16 protein-coding genes are annotated in these 15,961 nt (G+C 38.6%); 9 read left to right on the forward strand and 7 right to left on the reverse strand.

Annotated elements, in window-relative coordinates; all coding sequences use genetic code 11:
- Positions 1-50: 50 nt before the first annotated feature.
- The 6 genes from AW165_RS00065 to AW165_RS20015 all read left to right on the forward strand — a co-directional run bounded on the left by AW165_RS00065 (position 51) and on the right by AW165_RS20015 (position 6,594).
- Positions 51-1,562, forward strand: coding sequence for an aldehyde dehydrogenase family protein (locus AW165_RS00065; RefSeq protein ID WP_060464634.1), 1,512 nt, complete (start codon positions 51-53; stop codon positions 1,560-1,562).
- 220 nt (positions 1,563-1,782) lie between these two features.
- Positions 1,783-3,219, forward strand: a complete 1,437-nt coding sequence (eat, locus tag AW165_RS00070) for an ethanolamine permease (RefSeq protein ID WP_060464635.1) — start codon at positions 1,783-1,785, stop codon at positions 3,217-3,219.
- A 14-nt stretch (positions 3,220-3,233) separates the two neighbouring features.
- Positions 3,234-4,619: an ethanolamine ammonia-lyase subunit EutB gene (locus AW165_RS00075; protein ID WP_060464636.1), complete on the forward strand. Its 1,386-nt coding sequence runs from the start codon at positions 3,234-3,236 to the stop codon at positions 4,617-4,619.
- 10 nt (positions 4,620-4,629) lie between these two features.
- Entirely contained in the window at positions 4,630-5,445 is an 816-nt protein-coding gene (eutC, locus tag AW165_RS00080; RefSeq protein WP_060464637.1) for an ethanolamine ammonia-lyase subunit EutC, read from the forward strand.
- A 166-nt stretch (positions 5,446-5,611) separates the two neighbouring features.
- Positions 5,612-6,334 (forward strand): glutamine amidotransferase, encoded by a 723-nt coding sequence (locus AW165_RS00085; protein ID WP_005073676.1) that lies wholly within the window; start codon positions 5,612-5,614, stop codon positions 6,332-6,334.
- A 146-nt stretch (positions 6,335-6,480) separates the two neighbouring features.
- Complete coding sequence (locus AW165_RS20015; RefSeq protein WP_079284197.1) at positions 6,481-6,594, forward strand: hypothetical protein; 114 nt, start codon at positions 6,481-6,483, stop codon at positions 6,592-6,594.
- 77 nt (positions 6,595-6,671) lie between these two features.
- Here AW165_RS20015 and AW165_RS00090 read toward each other — a convergent pair whose 3' ends face one another.
- Positions 6,672-8,399, reverse strand: a complete 1,728-nt coding sequence (locus AW165_RS00090) for a glutamine--tRNA ligase/YqeY domain fusion protein (protein WP_060464638.1) — start codon at positions 8,397-8,399, stop codon at positions 6,672-6,674.
- Between the two features lie 167 nt (positions 8,400-8,566).
- Here AW165_RS00090 and AW165_RS00095 point away from each other — a divergent pair, with 167 nt between their 5' ends.
- The gene (locus tag AW165_RS00095) at positions 8,567-9,076 is read left to right on the forward strand and encodes a peptidylprolyl isomerase (RefSeq protein ID WP_002122280.1); all 510 of its coding nucleotides are present in this window, start codon (positions 8,567-8,569) and stop codon (positions 9,074-9,076) included.
- Between the two features lie 15 nt (positions 9,077-9,091).
- Positions 9,092-9,811 carry a UDP-2,3-diacylglucosamine diphosphatase gene (locus AW165_RS00100; RefSeq protein WP_060464639.1) on the forward strand — a complete coding sequence of 240 codons (720 nt, stop codon included), beginning with the start codon at positions 9,092-9,094 and terminating at the stop codon, positions 9,809-9,811.
- Between the two features lie 7 nt (positions 9,812-9,818).
- Here AW165_RS00100 and AW165_RS00105 read toward each other — a convergent pair whose 3' ends face one another.
- Entirely contained in the window at positions 9,819-10,049 is a 231-nt protein-coding gene (locus AW165_RS00105; protein ID WP_060464640.1) for a hypothetical protein, read from the reverse strand.
- A gap of 138 nt (positions 10,050-10,187) precedes the next feature.
- Between AW165_RS00105 and nfsB the strand changes: the two genes are divergently transcribed.
- On the forward strand, positions 10,188-10,841 hold the full coding sequence (nfsB, locus tag AW165_RS00110) for an oxygen-insensitive NAD(P)H nitroreductase (RefSeq protein WP_060464641.1): 654 nt from the start codon (positions 10,188-10,190) through the stop codon (positions 10,839-10,841).
- A 39-nt stretch (positions 10,842-10,880) separates the two neighbouring features.
- Here the strand turns inward: nfsB and AW165_RS00115 are convergent, their stop codons facing one another.
- The 5 genes from AW165_RS00115 to tsaE all read right to left on the reverse strand — a co-directional run bounded on the left by AW165_RS00115 (position 10,881) and on the right by tsaE (position 15,855).
- Positions 10,881-11,738 (reverse strand): DMT family transporter, encoded by an 858-nt coding sequence (locus AW165_RS00115; protein WP_060464642.1) that lies wholly within the window; start codon positions 11,736-11,738, stop codon positions 10,881-10,883.
- A 141-nt stretch (positions 11,739-11,879) separates the two neighbouring features.
- Entirely contained in the window at positions 11,880-12,395 is a 516-nt protein-coding gene (hfq, locus tag AW165_RS00120) for an RNA chaperone Hfq (protein WP_060464643.1), read from the reverse strand.
- A 93-nt stretch (positions 12,396-12,488) separates the two neighbouring features.
- The gene (miaA, locus tag AW165_RS00125) at positions 12,489-13,433 is read right to left on the reverse strand and encodes a tRNA (adenosine(37)-N6)-dimethylallyltransferase MiaA (protein ID WP_060464644.1); all 945 of its coding nucleotides are present in this window, start codon (positions 13,431-13,433) and stop codon (positions 12,489-12,491) included.
- Positions 13,434-13,439: 6 nt separating this feature from the next.
- Positions 13,440-15,389, reverse strand: a complete 1,950-nt coding sequence (gene mutL, locus AW165_RS00130) for a DNA mismatch repair endonuclease MutL (protein WP_060464645.1) — start codon at positions 15,387-15,389, stop codon at positions 13,440-13,442.
- Positions 15,382-15,855, reverse strand: a complete 474-nt coding sequence (tsaE, locus tag AW165_RS00135; protein WP_046812018.1) for a tRNA (adenosine(37)-N6)-threonylcarbamoyltransferase complex ATPase subunit type 1 TsaE — start codon at positions 15,853-15,855, stop codon at positions 15,382-15,384. The genes mutL and tsaE overlap by 8 nt, the downstream gene beginning before the upstream one ends.
- Positions 15,856-15,961: the final 106 nt, after the last annotated feature.

Genomic DNA, 15,961 nt, shown 5'->3' on the forward strand with positions numbered 1-15,961 from the left:
TGACAGGGTTCTTGTTAGTCTTTAGTCCTAAAAAGCAAAGGAATATTTATATGCGCTATATCGATCCAAATCAACCAGGCTCAAAAGTTCAATTTAAATCACAATACGAAAATTTTATTGGCGGTGAATGGGTGGCACCTATAAAGGGTGCATATTTTGATAATGTATCTCCTGTTGATGGAAAAGCTTTCACACGTATTCCACGCTCTAGTGCCGAAGATATTGAACTCGCTCTAGATGCAGCACACAAAGCGAAAGCAACATGGAATAAAGCATCACCAACAGTACGCTCAAATATACTTTTAAAAATCGCCGATCGTTTAGAAGCAAATCTTGAAATGCTTGCGGTTGCCGAAACTTGGGATAATGGTAAAGCAGTTCGTGAAACTTTAGCAGCTGACCTTCCGCTTGCGATTGACCATTTCCGTTATTTCGCTGGATGTATACGTGCTCAAGAAGGCGGAATCTCTGAAATTGATGAAGATACCATTGCTTATCATTTCCACGAACCGCTAGGTGTAGTTGGTCAAATTATTCCATGGAACTTCCCGATTTTAATGGCTGCATGGAAACTTGCACCTGCTTTAGCAGCTGGTAACTGTGTCGTGATTAAACCGGCTGAACAAACGCCAGTGGGTATTTTGTTGGTGGCTGAACTCATCCAAGATATCTTACCGCCGGGCGTCCTTAATATTGTCAATGGTTTCGGTTCAGAAGTTGGCCGTCCGTTAGCGACAAACCCACGTATTGCAAAAATCGCATTCACAGGTTCAACTCAAACTGGACAAATGGTGATGCAATATGCGACCGAAAATATTATTCCAGTCACCTTAGAACTTGGCGGTAAGTCACCGAACCTTTTCTTCGAAGATATCATGGATAAAGAAGATGACTTCTTAGAAAAAACACTTGAAGGTTTTGCTATGTTTGCCTTAAACCAAGGTGAAGTATGTACTTGCCCTTCTCGTGCTTTAGTACAAGAAAGCATTGCTGATCAGTTCTTAGAGATGGCTGTCGAACGTGTAAAACGTATTAAAACTGGTCATCCACTTGATACTGAAACGATGATTGGTGCTCAAGCATCTCTACAACAGCAAGAGAAAATCTTACGTTGTATTAACACGGGTCGTGAAGAAGGTGCAGAACTCTTACTTGGCGGTAGCGGCCGTAAAGAAGTAGGCGATGGTTACTATGTCGATCCGACTATTTTTAAAGGTCACAACAGCATGCAAGTTTTCCAAGAGGAAATTTTTGGACCTGTACTTGCTGTGACAACGTTCAAAGACTTTGACGATGCAATTAGAATTGCCAATGACACCATGTATGGTTTAGGTGCAGGTGTATGGTCACGTTCAGCTCACATTTCTTATCGTGCTGGTCGTGCTATTGAGGCGGGTCGTGTCTGGACAAACTGCTACAACATCTACCCTGCACATGCTGCATTTGGTGGTTACAAGAAGTCAGGTATTGGCCGTGAAAACCATAAAATGATGCTAGATCATTATCAACAAACTAAAAACTTGTTAGTGAGTTATTCAACTAAACCAATGGGCTTCTTCTAAATTTCGCACCAAGTTGATACCAAACTATCAACACTAGAAAGAAGTAAGGTCATTCATGATACAAGAAGCCAGTAATTTAGATTGCTGGCTTCTTTATTTTGTACTGTTAGTTCTCAAGTTTTTACTATCTAGAATAAAAAGCGTCAGCTAATATTTAAAGCAATTTATTTAGGCATTGCTTTTGCATTAATTCATACAAACTAACTCGCAGGAGTATTGTATGAATCAACCAGAAACAGCTTCCGTTATTTCCTCAAAGACAGAAGTCTCGTCAGCAGAATATTTTGCTCAGCGTCAACTTAAACAAGGTACCGTTGGTTGGTTACTCCTGATTGGTTTAGGCGTAGCTTATGTGATATCAGGTGATTTTGCTGGCTGGAACTTCGGCATAGCCCAAGGCGGCTGGGGTGGTATGTTTATTGCCACTGCCCTTGCTGCAATCATGTATCTGTGCCTGTGTCTTTCTATGTCAGAAATGTCCACCATGATGCCGACAGCAGGTGGCGGTTATAGTTTTGCACGTGCTGCCTTTGGTCCTTTTGGGGGCTATTTAACAGGAACAGCCATTTTAATTGAATACGCAATTGCACCAGCGGCGATTGCCGTGTTTATTGGCGGTTATTGCGAATCTTTATTTGGCATTAATGGCTGGATGATTTACCTCGCCTGTTACGCCATTTTTATGGGTATACACCTCAAAGGTGCCGGCGAAGCCTTAAAAATTATGTTTGCGATTACACTTGTCGCAGCTGTTGCTCTGGTTGTGTTCATTGTCGCAATGGTTCCATATTTTAATACACAAAATTTATTTGATATTCCAGTTGGTACAGGTGTTGGTGCAAGTCGTTTTCTACCTCATGGCTATTTAGGCATTTGGGCCGCTGTTCCTTTTGCAATCTGGTTTTTCCTTGCAGTTGAAGGTGTGCCATTAGCCGCCGAAGAAGCAAAAGATCCAGCAAAATCCCTGCCACGCGGTTTAATCGGAGCAATGCTCATCTTAACGGCGTTTGCAATGCTCATTCTATTCTTGGGTGCGGGTGCAGCAGGTGCAAGTACTTTACAAAACTCAGGAGCTCCCCTCGTCGATGCTCTGGTTAAAGTTTATGGCACCAACACTTGGCTTGCAACTTTTGTTAACTTTGTTGGATTAGCAGGTTTAATCGCAAGTTTCTTTTCAATTATCTATGCCTATTCACGTCAAATTTTTGCACTCTCTCGTGCTGGCTACTTACCTACTTCACTCTCTTTAACCAATAAAAATAAAGCCCCTTATCTCGCAATTATTATTCCGGGCATTATTGGGTTCTTGCTTTCACTTACCAAAGAAGGTGATTCACTGATTTTAATCGCGGTTTTTGGTGCCACCATTTCCTATGTGTTGATTCTTTTATCTCACATCAAACTACGCCTATCTAAACCCGATATGCCTCGTCCTTATAAAACTCCCGGAGGAATCGTTACTTCAAGTATTGCCTTAGTTCTAGCAATCGCTGCTGTGGTTGCAGGCTTTGTTGTTAATCCGAAAGTTTGGTTTATTGCTGCCGCTATTTATGTTGTATTTATTGCTTACTTTTTACTCTATAGCCGTTATCATTTAGTTAAAGGTACACCAGAAGAAGAGTTTGCAAATATTAAAGCCGCAGAACAAGAACTATAAAAAAGGATTCAACTATGAGTTATCGCAATATTGTCGCCAATCAACAGTATCACTTTGCTGACTTGAAGACCTTGATGGCAAAAGCAACGCCGTTACGTTCAGGTGATGAATTAGCAGGTGTAGCGGCCAGAGATGCAACCGAACATGTTGCGGCACAAATGACTTTGGCCGATGTACCACTTAAAACTTTTTTGAATGAGGTTGTGGTCGATTACGAAACTGATGAAATTACCCGTTTAATTATTGATGAACATGATCTGGCAGCCTTTGCCCCTATTTCACACTTTACAGTAGGTGATTTTCGAAATTGGTTACTTGGAGAAGAAGCCACTGCTCAAAGTTTAAAAGTCTTAGCATCAGGTTTAACTCCAGAAATGGTAGCTGCTGTCAGCAAAATTATGCGCAATCAAGATTTAATTTATGTCGCCAGCAAATGTGAAGTGGTCACCCAGTTTCGCAACACGATTGGTTTAAAAGGCCATCTTTCTACCCGTTTACAACCGAACCACCCGACCGATGATGTGCTCGGTATTTCTGCCAGTATTTTAGATGGTTTAATGTATGGCAATGGCGATGCTGTGATTGGCATTAACCCCGCCACAGATAATCTTCATAATTTGTCAGAGCTACTAAAATTACTTGATCATGTCATTCAGGAATATCAGATTCCAACACAATCTTGTGTTCTCACACATATCAGCTCAGGCATTCAACTTGCTGAAAAAAATGTGCCAATTGATTTAATGTTCCAATCAATCGCTGGTACACAACTGGCTAACGAAGGCTTTGGAATATCGCTCGATTTACTACAAGAAGGATATCAAGCCACACTCGCACTCAAGCGCGGAACCATTGGACAAAACGTCATGTACTTTGAAACGGGTCAAGGCAGTGCATTATCCAGTAATGCACATCACGGCGTTGACCAGCAAACATTAGAAACGCGTGCTTATGCAGTCGCCCGTAAATACAATCCGCTTTTAGTGAATACAGTCGTTGGCTTTATTGGTCCCGAATATCTTTTTAATGGCAAACAAATTATACGTGCAGGTCTAGAAGACCACTTCTGCGGCAAGTTACTCGGAGTACCAATGGGCTGCGACATTTGCTATACCAACCATGCCGATGCTGACCAAAATGATATGGATGTTCTCCTTACTCTATTTGGTGCCGCTGGCATTAACTTTATAATGGGGATTCCGGGTTCAGACGATGTCATGCTCAACTATCAAACAACATCATTCCATGATGCCCTCTATTTAAGACAACTCCTCGGTTTAAAACCCGCTCCTGAGTTTTCAGCTTGGCTTGAACAGCAAGGTATTTTTAAACAACAAAACTCTCAAATCTGTTGGGCAGACCACATGCCCGACCAATTCTCTCGTCTGCTCATGAACTAGGGAGAACCCCATGAAACTGAACCGTGATATTCAATATCCATCTTCTACCCATCAAGATCAGTGGGAAAAACTTAAACAGTTTACTGATGCCCGTATTGCTCTGGGCCGTGCGGGTTGTAGCATTCCAACACGTGCCTTACTTGAGTTCCAGTTGTCGCATGCGCAAGCAAAAGATGCGGTTTATCAAGAGATGGATGTTTCCTACCTCTCGGAGCAATTAACACAACGGCAGCTGCAAAGTCTTCATGTACAAAGTAATGCACCTAATAAAGAAATTTATCTTAAACGTCCAGATTTAGGTCGTCAGCTTTCAAACCCATCAAAAGAAGCCTTAATTAAGAAGTATGCAGAAAACACGCAACAGTATGATGTTTGTATTGTGGTCGGTGACGGTCTCTCCGCAAGAGCGATTGAAGCGAATGCTATCTCATTCATTACAATGCTGAATGAACAAATTCAGCAAGAAAACTGGCGCCTTGCACCAATTGCAATTGCGACAGGCAGTCGTGTTGCTTTTGGTGATGAAGTCGCAGAAATCTTTAAGGCACCCATGCTTGTGATGCTGATCGGTGAGCGTCCTGGTTTAAGCTCTCCTGATAGTATGGGAATTTACTACACATGGAATGCATATTCAGGCTGCCTCGATGCCAAACGTAATTGTATTTCTAATGTTCGCTCAGCAGGTTTAAGTATTCCAGTTGCAGTACAACGTTTAATCGCTTTAATGAAAAAATCCAAACAACTTGGTTTCTCAGGAGTTAATCTAAAAGATGAGCATCAACTTTCAAATATAGATTTTGAAGAAACTCAAAAGCTATTATTTTAAGCAATGGAATATGCAAAGAGATTTATTGGAAAATAGATAATCCCTTGCATAACGATATTATCTTAACGAAAAATATCAATTTTCAGGTATTGACGATTTATACAGATATTTTCTTCTTTATATTTATCGCTATACTCCACCTATTGATCTTCTATGAATCATTTGTATGAACACAACAAACGCCTTCCCTAAAACTATTTATGCCATTCAGCATCTTGCTTTCGAAGACTTAGGTTCATTAGAAGATGTCTTTTATCAACTTGGATTTCGCGTCCGTTATTTTGAAGCGGGTGTTGACGATTTAACTGCTGCTTTTGCACACGATGGATTAACTATTATTTTAGGTGGCCCAATCGGAGTTTATGAAACTGAAGATTATCCATTTTTAAAAGACGAAATTGCTTTACTTAAACAACGTCTAGCAGCAGATAAACCTACACTTGGTATTTGTTTGGGTGCACAGCTTATTGCCCATGCGCTTGGCGCAAAAGTATATGCGGGGCATCAGAAAGAAATTGGTTGGGGACCACTGAGCTTAAGCCTACGTGCCAATCAGGTGTTATCTCCTTTGCTTAATAATGTCCATGTTCTACATTGGCATGGCGATACTTTCGACCTCCCTGAAAACGCGGTGTTATTAGCTAGTTCAGAGATTTATACCAATCAAGCATTTGAAGTTGGAAATAATATTCTCGCGTTGCAGTTTCATATTGAAACAACAGAAGAAAATTTTGAGAAATGGTTAATTGGCCATACATGTGAACTTCGTAATGCCAAGATTTCGATTCAGAAACTTCGCGAAGAAAACTTGCAATATGCCCAAGCACTCGAACATGCTGCATTTGAAGTAATTCAAAAATTTCTAAAACGCATTGGATATAGTGGTTAATCGCTTTTTACTACTATAAATAAGTTCAAATGCTTTTTTATTAACCAAAAGGTAGAGTAAAAATCTATCTTTTGGAACATTTTATATTAAATTAAGTCTAATGCTTCACGCTACTTTTACTCACAAATATAAATAGTTAAATCATTATGGAAATCCTGAAATTTATCAAAAGCTTTAATACGGTGAATACCTATTTATCGCTAGCGTCTATTCTTCTTCTAACAACAGTTATTTATTTTTATGTGATTAATCCTACTTAGCCATACACAAAAGTAATCTTTAAAAGTAAATATCAACCTAAATAAAAAGCCCAACTGAGTTGGGCTTTTTATTTCTCTTACTTTTTCTCAGGCTTGAAGCTATCTTTCAAATCAAGAATACGGTTGAAAACCGGTTTCTCTGATGAATGATCATATTGATCAGCGACAAAATAGCCTTCACGCTCAAATTGGAAACGATCTTCAGGATTCGCTTGTGCCAAAGCTGGCTCAATGACAGCTTGTACCACTCTCAATGATTCAGGATTAAGATTTGCCAAGAAGTCATCGTCTGCATCAGGTGCGGCTTCGGTAAATAAACGATCGTAAATACGCACTTCAGCAGGAATCCCTTTAGTCGCAGATACCCAGTGAATCACGCCTTTAACCTTACGGCCTTCCGGATTCTTTCCTAGAGTTTCAGGGTCAATTGAACATTTCAGTTCAATCACTTCACCATTTGCATCTTTAATGACTTCATCACATTTAATCACGTAAGCATGGCGTAAACGCACTTCACCGTCAGGAATTAAACGTTTAAAGCCTTTTGGCGGTACTTCTTCAAAATCTTTACGATCAATATAGATTTCCTTAGTTAAAGGAATCATACGATCACCCATATCAACATTAGGATGGCGAGCATGCGTAAGATCCATATCTTCAGGTAAATTAGTTAAAGTCACTTTAAGTGGACTTAAGACAGCCATACCACGCGCAGCAGTATTTTCTAAAGATTGACGAATACAGAACTCAAGCATTGCAACATCAACAATACCGTCAGTTTTTGACACGCCTACACGTTTACAGAAATCACGTAAGCCTTCAGGAGTAAAGCCACGACGGCGCATACCGACTACGGTTGGCATACGTGGGTCATCCCAACCATTTACATACGCACCTTCCACCAATTTACGTAATTTACGTTTTGACGTAATGGTGTAATCCACGTTTAAACGTGAAGATTCGTACTGATGTGGAACAGCTTTAGATTTTACTTTTTCAACAATCCAGTCATAAAACGGACGGTGATCTTGGAATTCTAATGTACAAAGCGAATGGGTAATCCCTTCAATCGCATCAGACAATGGATGAGCATAGTCATACATTGGATAGATTTTCCATTTATCGCCAGTTTGGTGATGCTCTGAATGCAATACGCGATATAAAATCGGATCACGCATATGTACATTTGTACTTGCCATATCAATCTTGGCACGTAAAACCGCTTCACCCTCTTTAAACTCACCGCTACGCATTTTTTCAAAGCGAGCAAGATTCTCTTCAATAGATGCATCACGGTATGGAGAGTTTTTACCTGGCTCAACAAAGCTACCGCGGTTTAACTTAATTTCTTCTGGAGATTGTAAATCTACATATGCATCGCCTTGTTCAATAAGTTGAACTGCCCATGCATATAATTGATCAAAATAACCTGATGCATAGCGTGGTTCACCATTCCAGTTAAAACCAAGCCATTTCACATCATTCGCAATACCGTCAACATACTCTTGTTCTTCAGCATCAGGGTTTGTATCGTCAAAACGCAAATTACACAAACCATCAAACTCTTCAGCCACACCAAAGTTCAAGCAAATCGCTTTTACATGGCCAATATGTAAATAACCATTTGGTTCTGGTGGAAAACGCGTTACGATCTGCTTTGCACGTCCCGTAGCCAAATCATCAGTAATGACTTGGCGAACAAAATCTAAGCCAGCCTGTTGTTCTTGCTGCGCAGAATCGACAGAGGCATGAGTATTCGGTGTCGGGTTATTAGGCAGGCTCGAGACAACATCATTAGGCTTCATAGTGTATCAATCACTTCTTTGTAGATAAATTTCGAAAAATTTAAACGCTATCTTCATTTTTCACAAAGATTTTAACGTTTTTTACTTGCCTTGTAGTTTACAGTTTGCTTATGCTTCTCTCAACCAAAAACCCATGGTCATAAGCCCATGTTTAGGAGATTAATGTAATGAGTTTTCCTCAAGTCGAATTAAACACCAATAAAGGTCGTATTGTTCTTGAACTAAATACTGAAAAAGCACCAAAAACAGTAGCAAACTTTTTAGAATATGTACGTGACGGTTTTTATGACGGCGTTATTTTCCACCGTGTCATTGATGGTTTCATGATCCAAGGTGGCGGGATGGATGAAAACTTCAAAGAAAAAGCAACTCGTGATTCTATCGAAAACGAAGCTGACAACGGTTTAAGCAATGATGTTGGTACGATTGCTATGGCACGTACTCAAGCACCTCACTCTGCTTCTGCACAGTTCTTCATTAACGTAAAAAACAACTCTTTCTTAAACCATACCTCTAAAACTGCTCAAGGTTGGGGTTATGCTGTATTTGGTAAAGTTGTTGAAGGTATGGATGTTGTTGAAGCGATCAAAGGCGTTCGCACTGGCAACCGTGGTTACCACGCTGACGTTCCTTTAGAAAACGTTGTAATCGAATCTGCTAAAATTATTTCTGAATAATTTTAGGAATAAGCTGTGACTTATCTGTTTATCTCTGATTTACACTTGTCACCTGAACACCCTCGACTTGTTCGAGGGTTTTTAGATTTATTGGTGCATTATCAAAATAAACAAACACAGCTTTATATTTTAGGTGACTGGTTTAACGCTTGGATTGGCGATGATTACTCAGCACCATGGCTCGATGAAATTATTGAGGCATTAAAAGACTTTAACAAAAAAGGAAATCGGGTTTACTTCCAAGTAGGTAACCGTGATTTTGCTTTAAATCAGATTTTCCTCAATAAATTTAACGGTGTATTACTACCTGACATTTATTATCTTAATATTGCTGGACATCAGTACCGCCTAGAACACGGTGATGCACTATGTACAGATGACATTTCCTATCAAAGATTTAGAAAAATTATTCGAAATCCACTTTTAGTGGCTTTTTTACGCCGTACACCCCTGAGTTTTCGCACCAAACTGGTTAATGGCTTTCGAAAAAGAAGCTCCGCTGATAAACAGCAAAAAAGCTATGAAATTATGGATGTGAATGAACAAGCTGTTATTTCTGCTTTAAAAGATGCAGATATACTGATTCATGGGCATACCCATCGCCCTTCACTTCATAAGGTAGAAGCTAAACAACGAATTGTTCTTGGCGATTGGCGTGAAGACCAAGCTTATATTTTGGAAATTGATCCATCTTCAAATACGCAACAGCTTGAATTGATTATCTGGAATTATTAACTAAAAATTAGTTACTTTTTATTTGAACTTTCAATTCTTTAATTTTGTTATTTAAATCAAAATTGTAAATCGCACACATACTGGCAATAAATACAAATTTCCAGCTTATATGTGCATGATTGTGATACTCAATGTATAAAATCAAAAGACTCAAAATAAATGCAAAAATGATAAAGGCTTTCACGATTCTAAATTCTCGCAGCTTACTCTTTGCATCTGTTGGCATTAAATCAATCATTTTCAATAGATTATTAAAACTTTATATAAACATTATATTTCTTTATCAAACTACATACGAAATGTTTTTGAATAAAATAGCGTATGATGCCAAAGATTAAAGTCTCTCAATTGCAATAAGATTGATATGGAGTAAAGTATGGATTTATTAAATACGGTTAAAAGTCGCTACACAACAAAAGCATATGATCCTGAAAAGAAAATCTCTCAAGAAAAATTCAATAAATTATTAGAAATTTTACGTTTCACCCCTTCTTCAGTAAATATTCAGCCTTGGCACTTTGTAGTTGCAGATAATCTTGCAGCTAAAGAACGAATCACAAAAGCATTAACAGGAAAGTATGCTTACAATGCTCCTAAAGTGCTTGAGTCATCACATACACTTGTATTCTGTACAAAAACAGATATTTCATCTGAATATTTAAATCAACTACTTGAGCAAGATGATTTAAGTGGCCGTTTTAAAGATGAAAAAGCAAAATTAGGCCAAAAAGATACTCGCCATGGCTACGTCGAGTTCTACCGAAATGAACAGAAAAATTTATTCGGGTGGATGGAAAATCAAACATTCATTGCTTTAGGACAGTTACTGTTTGCTGCGGGCTTAGAAGGCATTGATGCAACTCCAATGGGTGGCTTTGATGAAGAAGTTCTAAATACTGAGCTCGGGTTAACTGAAAAAGGTTTACGAAGCTCTGTGATTGTTTCTCTAGGCTATCGCAGTGAAAATGACTTTAATGCTAAGCTTCCTAAATCACGTCTGCCAGATGAAGTGATTTTCACATATTTATAAAAATCTCTATAGTTCAAGAGATTCTATTCTCTTGAACTATCAAGCCATTGCGATAGCTAAACAAACTACCCCACTTATTCCTAAAAGGATCCCCAAAATAGTAGGCCATTTTAATTTTTCTTTATATAAAATCACTCCGCTTAAAATTCCCAATAACACAACAAGAATATTCATGCTCGCAAAAACAATTGCAGGTGAATCTTTTAAAAGAATATGAGCTTTTACATATAAAGCAATATTTGAAAAATTGAGTATTCCTAATATTAACCCAGCTATCGTACTTTTAAACTGCCACTTTTGAGTCTTCTGTAGCAATAAATATGAAATCGACAATATAAAAGCAGTAATAAAAATAAGATTTAAAGTAAGTGTAAACTGCAGACCTAAACTACTTGTATATTTTAAAAGAATATCTACTGCCGCATAACCACACCATACACTTAAAAGAGCAAAGATCGCTTTTCTAGATTGATGATTGGAAAAAGAGTTCATTTGTCCAAATAAAACAAGTAAAACTGCAAGAATTCCTAAACCTATTCCCCATAGTTTTAATGGATTAAATTGCTCATGAAAAAAGAAATATGCTGCGAGCAAAGAAAGAACAACTGAAAGGCGCTGTGCAAGTTCAGTTTTAACAATTCCTGCATATTCTAGTGATTTAGCAAGACATAAAAAAATACTAGGTAAAATTACCCCCAAGGCAAGGATTAACCACCATGGAGTATGCACTATTGAAACATGTTGGATATTGGGCTGAAACCACAAAAAGCAAAGAAGACTAGCACTTGCATAGTTCCATGCAATCATCTGTAATGGCTGATAACCTTTTTTCTTTAAATTTTTTAATAGGATAGACACCAAGACACTGCTCAAAGCAGCAGCTAATATTAATATCATTAATTAAAGCCCTATCTATTTAAATATATTAGTTATCATGGCCAAATCGCTATCCATGACCGTTTAAATGCTTTGGATTAACTTTTAAATACACATAAAAAAACCAGTCATTATCTGACTGGCTTCTTTTTTAGATTTCAATTAACGATTATTTTCGTCGTCTTGACCATCTTCAAATTTAGAATCGTTGTCAAAACCACCTTGATGACCGCCGAAGCCGCCTTGGCCGCCGAAGCCACCTTGACCACCAAAGCCACCGCCTTGACCACCAAAGCCACCGCCTTGACCACCGAAACCACCTTGACCACCGAAACCACCTTGAGCGCCACCGAAGCCGCCTTGAGCGCCACCGAAGCCACCTTGAGCGCCGCCAAAGCCGCTACCTTGACCACCAAAACCGCCTTGAGTGCCGCCTTGTGCTGGGAAGCCTGTACCTTGTGCGCCTGCTGGACGTGGATTACGTGCTGGAACAACAGTTGAAATCGCGTGCTTGTAAACCATTTGACTTACAGTATTTTTTAATAGAACAACATATTGGTCAAAAGATTCAATATGACCCTGTAATTTAATACCGTTCACAAGGAAAATAGAAACAGGGATACGTTCTTTACGGAGAGAATTTAAGAACGGATCTTGTAAAGTTTGACCTTTAGACATTTTTAACTCCAAAAAAAATTTTTAAATCAGCGCAAAAAAACTATCTTTATTTTTCAACTAAAAATTATAAAAAGACAGTGTGCAAATTTTGCTTTATCCATAAGAGTTTCGCAAGTCTTCTTTCGCCTGCTTTATCGTCAAGTAAGTTTTAAAATCGTGTATTTCTTGCAAAGAACGTAACCACGTATATTGACGTTTGGCAAGTTGTCGTGTTGCAAATAAAGCTTTATCCTCCATTTCACGTTTACTTTTGAGACTTAAGTCACTTTTTAATAGAAATTCTAGTGCTTGTCGATAACCCACCGAACGCATTGAGGGTAAATTTTCATCTAAATCGTATTTTTCAATTAGAGCTTCAACTTCACTCAAAAAACCGATATCCCACATTTTGCTTAATCTTTGCTCAATGCGTTGATGTAATTCTACCCGATCTGGAAGTAAAGCGTAGTTATGAAATATGTATCGATATGGTACGTTTTTTGGTTGTTCTGCCTGCAATTTAGTAATTGGTTCACCCGTAATTTTATAAACTTCCAGTGCCCGAATAATTCTTTGCTTATCAGTTACATTAAACTTTATAGCGGCGGCAGGGTCTACAGAAACCAACTCATCATAAACTGCTTGCCATCCTTCATTTAGAGCTTTTTCTTCAATGGCTGCCCGAACTTGAGCATTAGCACTTGGTAAATTACCAGATAACCCTTCTAACAGTGCCTTGAAATATAACATTGTCCCTCCTACTAAAATAGGAGTTTTGCCACGTGAATGCATTTCATCAATCAATTTACATGCATCTTCAACAAACTGAGCAGCTGAATAGACTTCCAGAGGAGTAATAATATCAATAAGATGATGAGGATAGAGTTCTTGCTCTTCACGCGTTGGTTTAGCCGTGCCAATATCCATATCTTTATAGACAAGAGCGGAATCAACAGAAATTAGCTCAAAATTTCCACGCTCGTATAATTCACATGCCAAAGCGGTTTTTCCGCTCGCAGTTGGTCCCATTAAATTGATGACGGGCAATTGATTTGACATGTAAAACTACTCTCCTCGAGCAAATAATTTATCTAATTGAGATAATGGGAATGCACGCCAAGTTGGCCGCCCATGGTTACATTGGCTCGCAAATTCGGTTTGTTCCATTTGACGAAGTAAAGCATTCATTTCTGAAAGACTGAGTTGTCGATGCGCACGCACTGCTCCATGACATGCCATTCCCGCTAACAACTCATCTCTTTTTTGAAGTAATCCTTGTGCTTCATCATTTGGATCTAAATCATTTAAAAGCTCTAGAATAAGATTTTCAAAATCAGCTTTTTGTAATATGGCGGGCACACCACGAACAATAACTTGCTCATCACCATATAAATCAATTTCCAAACCTAAACGCTCAAGCTGAGGTTTTAATTCTTCGACCCTAACGGCTTGCATACGGCTAATGGAAATTACCTTAGGTATAAGCAACTGCTGAGATGTCCAAAATTCAGGTTTATCCCAAGCATTTTTCATTTGCTGTAATAAAATACGTTCATGTGCCGCATGCATATCAACAATAATAAGCCCTTCGGTATTCTGCGCTAAAATATAAATTCCATGCAGTTGAGCAATTGCGATACCTAATGGAAATTCATCTACTTTAGCAACTGGCTCAACATCCTCATTTACCGAAAAACTAGCCGGTTGGTCGCGAAGTGGGGCTAAATAAGTTTTTAAAGCATTATTTAATTGAGCAGAACCATTATATTTTGGTGTTTGATCTGCATAGTGAATAGCTTGCGGACGACTGGCATTAAAATCGGTTAATAACTCTGTTGGTGTGTGCTGAGTCTGTGGCTCACTATCTGCATTTAAAGTTTCATTTGCGCGGTGCAATGAAAATTGTTCTTGATATTTAGGCTGCGGCTGTACTGAATAATCTGATTGTTCATCTACTTTCATCGCTTGAGCTAAATCAGCACTCGCTGTCTGAAATTGGGATAGAGTTTCTTTTGCGTAATGCCTTACAAACTCATGCACTTCTCTTTGATTTAAAAATCGAATCTCATGTTTGGTCGGATGAACATTGACATCAATATTTTCAGGGTCAACCTCTAAAAAAAGTAAATAAGATGAATGTTGATGACCATGCAAAATACCGTCATAGGCCATGCGTAGCGCATGCGAAATCGTTTTATCTTTGACAATACGACCATTTACATAGACATATTGCATATCAGCCTGTGCACGTGCATCTGAAGGATGACCAAGCCAACCTGATAAACGCATACTAATACTTTCAGCATCCATCCAATATGCATTTTGAACAAATTGTGAGCCTAATAATTGCTGAACTCGCTGAAAACGTAGCTCTCCGCTATCCGCTATAGGTAAATTAATTCTTATATTATCATTATGTTCAAGCACAAAACGTATATCGAAATGCGTTAGAGCCAGACGACGAACAATCTCTTCAATATGACCAAATTCTGTAGTAGGTTTTTTTAAGAATTTACGGCGCGCAGGAACATTAAAAAATAAGTCCTGAACACGTATATGAGTTCCCTTTTGAGCAGCAACAGCTTGTACTTCTTGATGATCAAATGCTGTACCGTTTACTTCAACTTGATGACCAATACCACTTTCATCTTGGCTACTGGTCAAAGTCAATCTTGAAACCGCAGCAATCGAAGCTAAGGCTTCCCCACGGAACCCCAAACTCACAATCGCATGTAAATCTTCAGCAGTTTTAATCTTACTTGTGGCATGACGCATGACAGCAAGTGCCAAATCATCCGGATGAATACCATGCCCATTATCAATGATTTCGATTAAAGTCGAACCACCTTGAGCAATCCGTACAATCAGCTCAGTTGCACCTGCATCAATTGAGTTTTCTAATAATTCTTTGACCACAGAAGAAGGACGCTCAATCACCTCACCTGCTGCAATCTGGTTCGCTAACGCTGCGTCTAATGTATGAATACGACGTTGTGTTAGCTTTTCATCAGTCATGAAGCTGTTCCTGCAAAGTCTGGTACAAATTTTCTGTTGGTAAAGTTAACGTTACTAAACGAGTCAACTCATCATCTGACTTTTGAATGTCAATGATAATATCCGCTTGTGGAATTTCATCACCACCTTTAGAAGGCCATTCAAATAAAAATAATGCATCTGTGATATCTAAATAATCACGGATTCCCATTAATTCAAGTTCGTAGGGGTCATTCAAACGATATAAATCAAAATGAAAAATTTCTTTATCATTAATTTTATACGGCTCAACAAGCGTATAAGTTGGACTTTTAACAGAACCTTTATGACCCAAAGCCTGTAAGAAATAGCGCGTAAGTGTGGTTTTACCCGCACCTAGATCTCCAATTAAATAAATTACACCCGACTGAACATGCTGCGCCAAAGCTTGAGCTAAACGCTCAGTATCTTCTTCATGATTTAAGACCAATTTCAATGAATACGACATAGCACACATAACATGATTCGAAATAATCGTTATGATAACATTGCCCTGCCTTAAAAGCCTACTTAAGCCCTAGAAGTTGGCTTTTTTTATATCAATTTTCTTACAT

The organism is Acinetobacter sp. LMB-5, assembly GCF_001541635.1.
Lineage (GTDB): Bacteria > Pseudomonadota > Gammaproteobacteria > Pseudomonadales > Moraxellaceae > Acinetobacter > Acinetobacter pittii.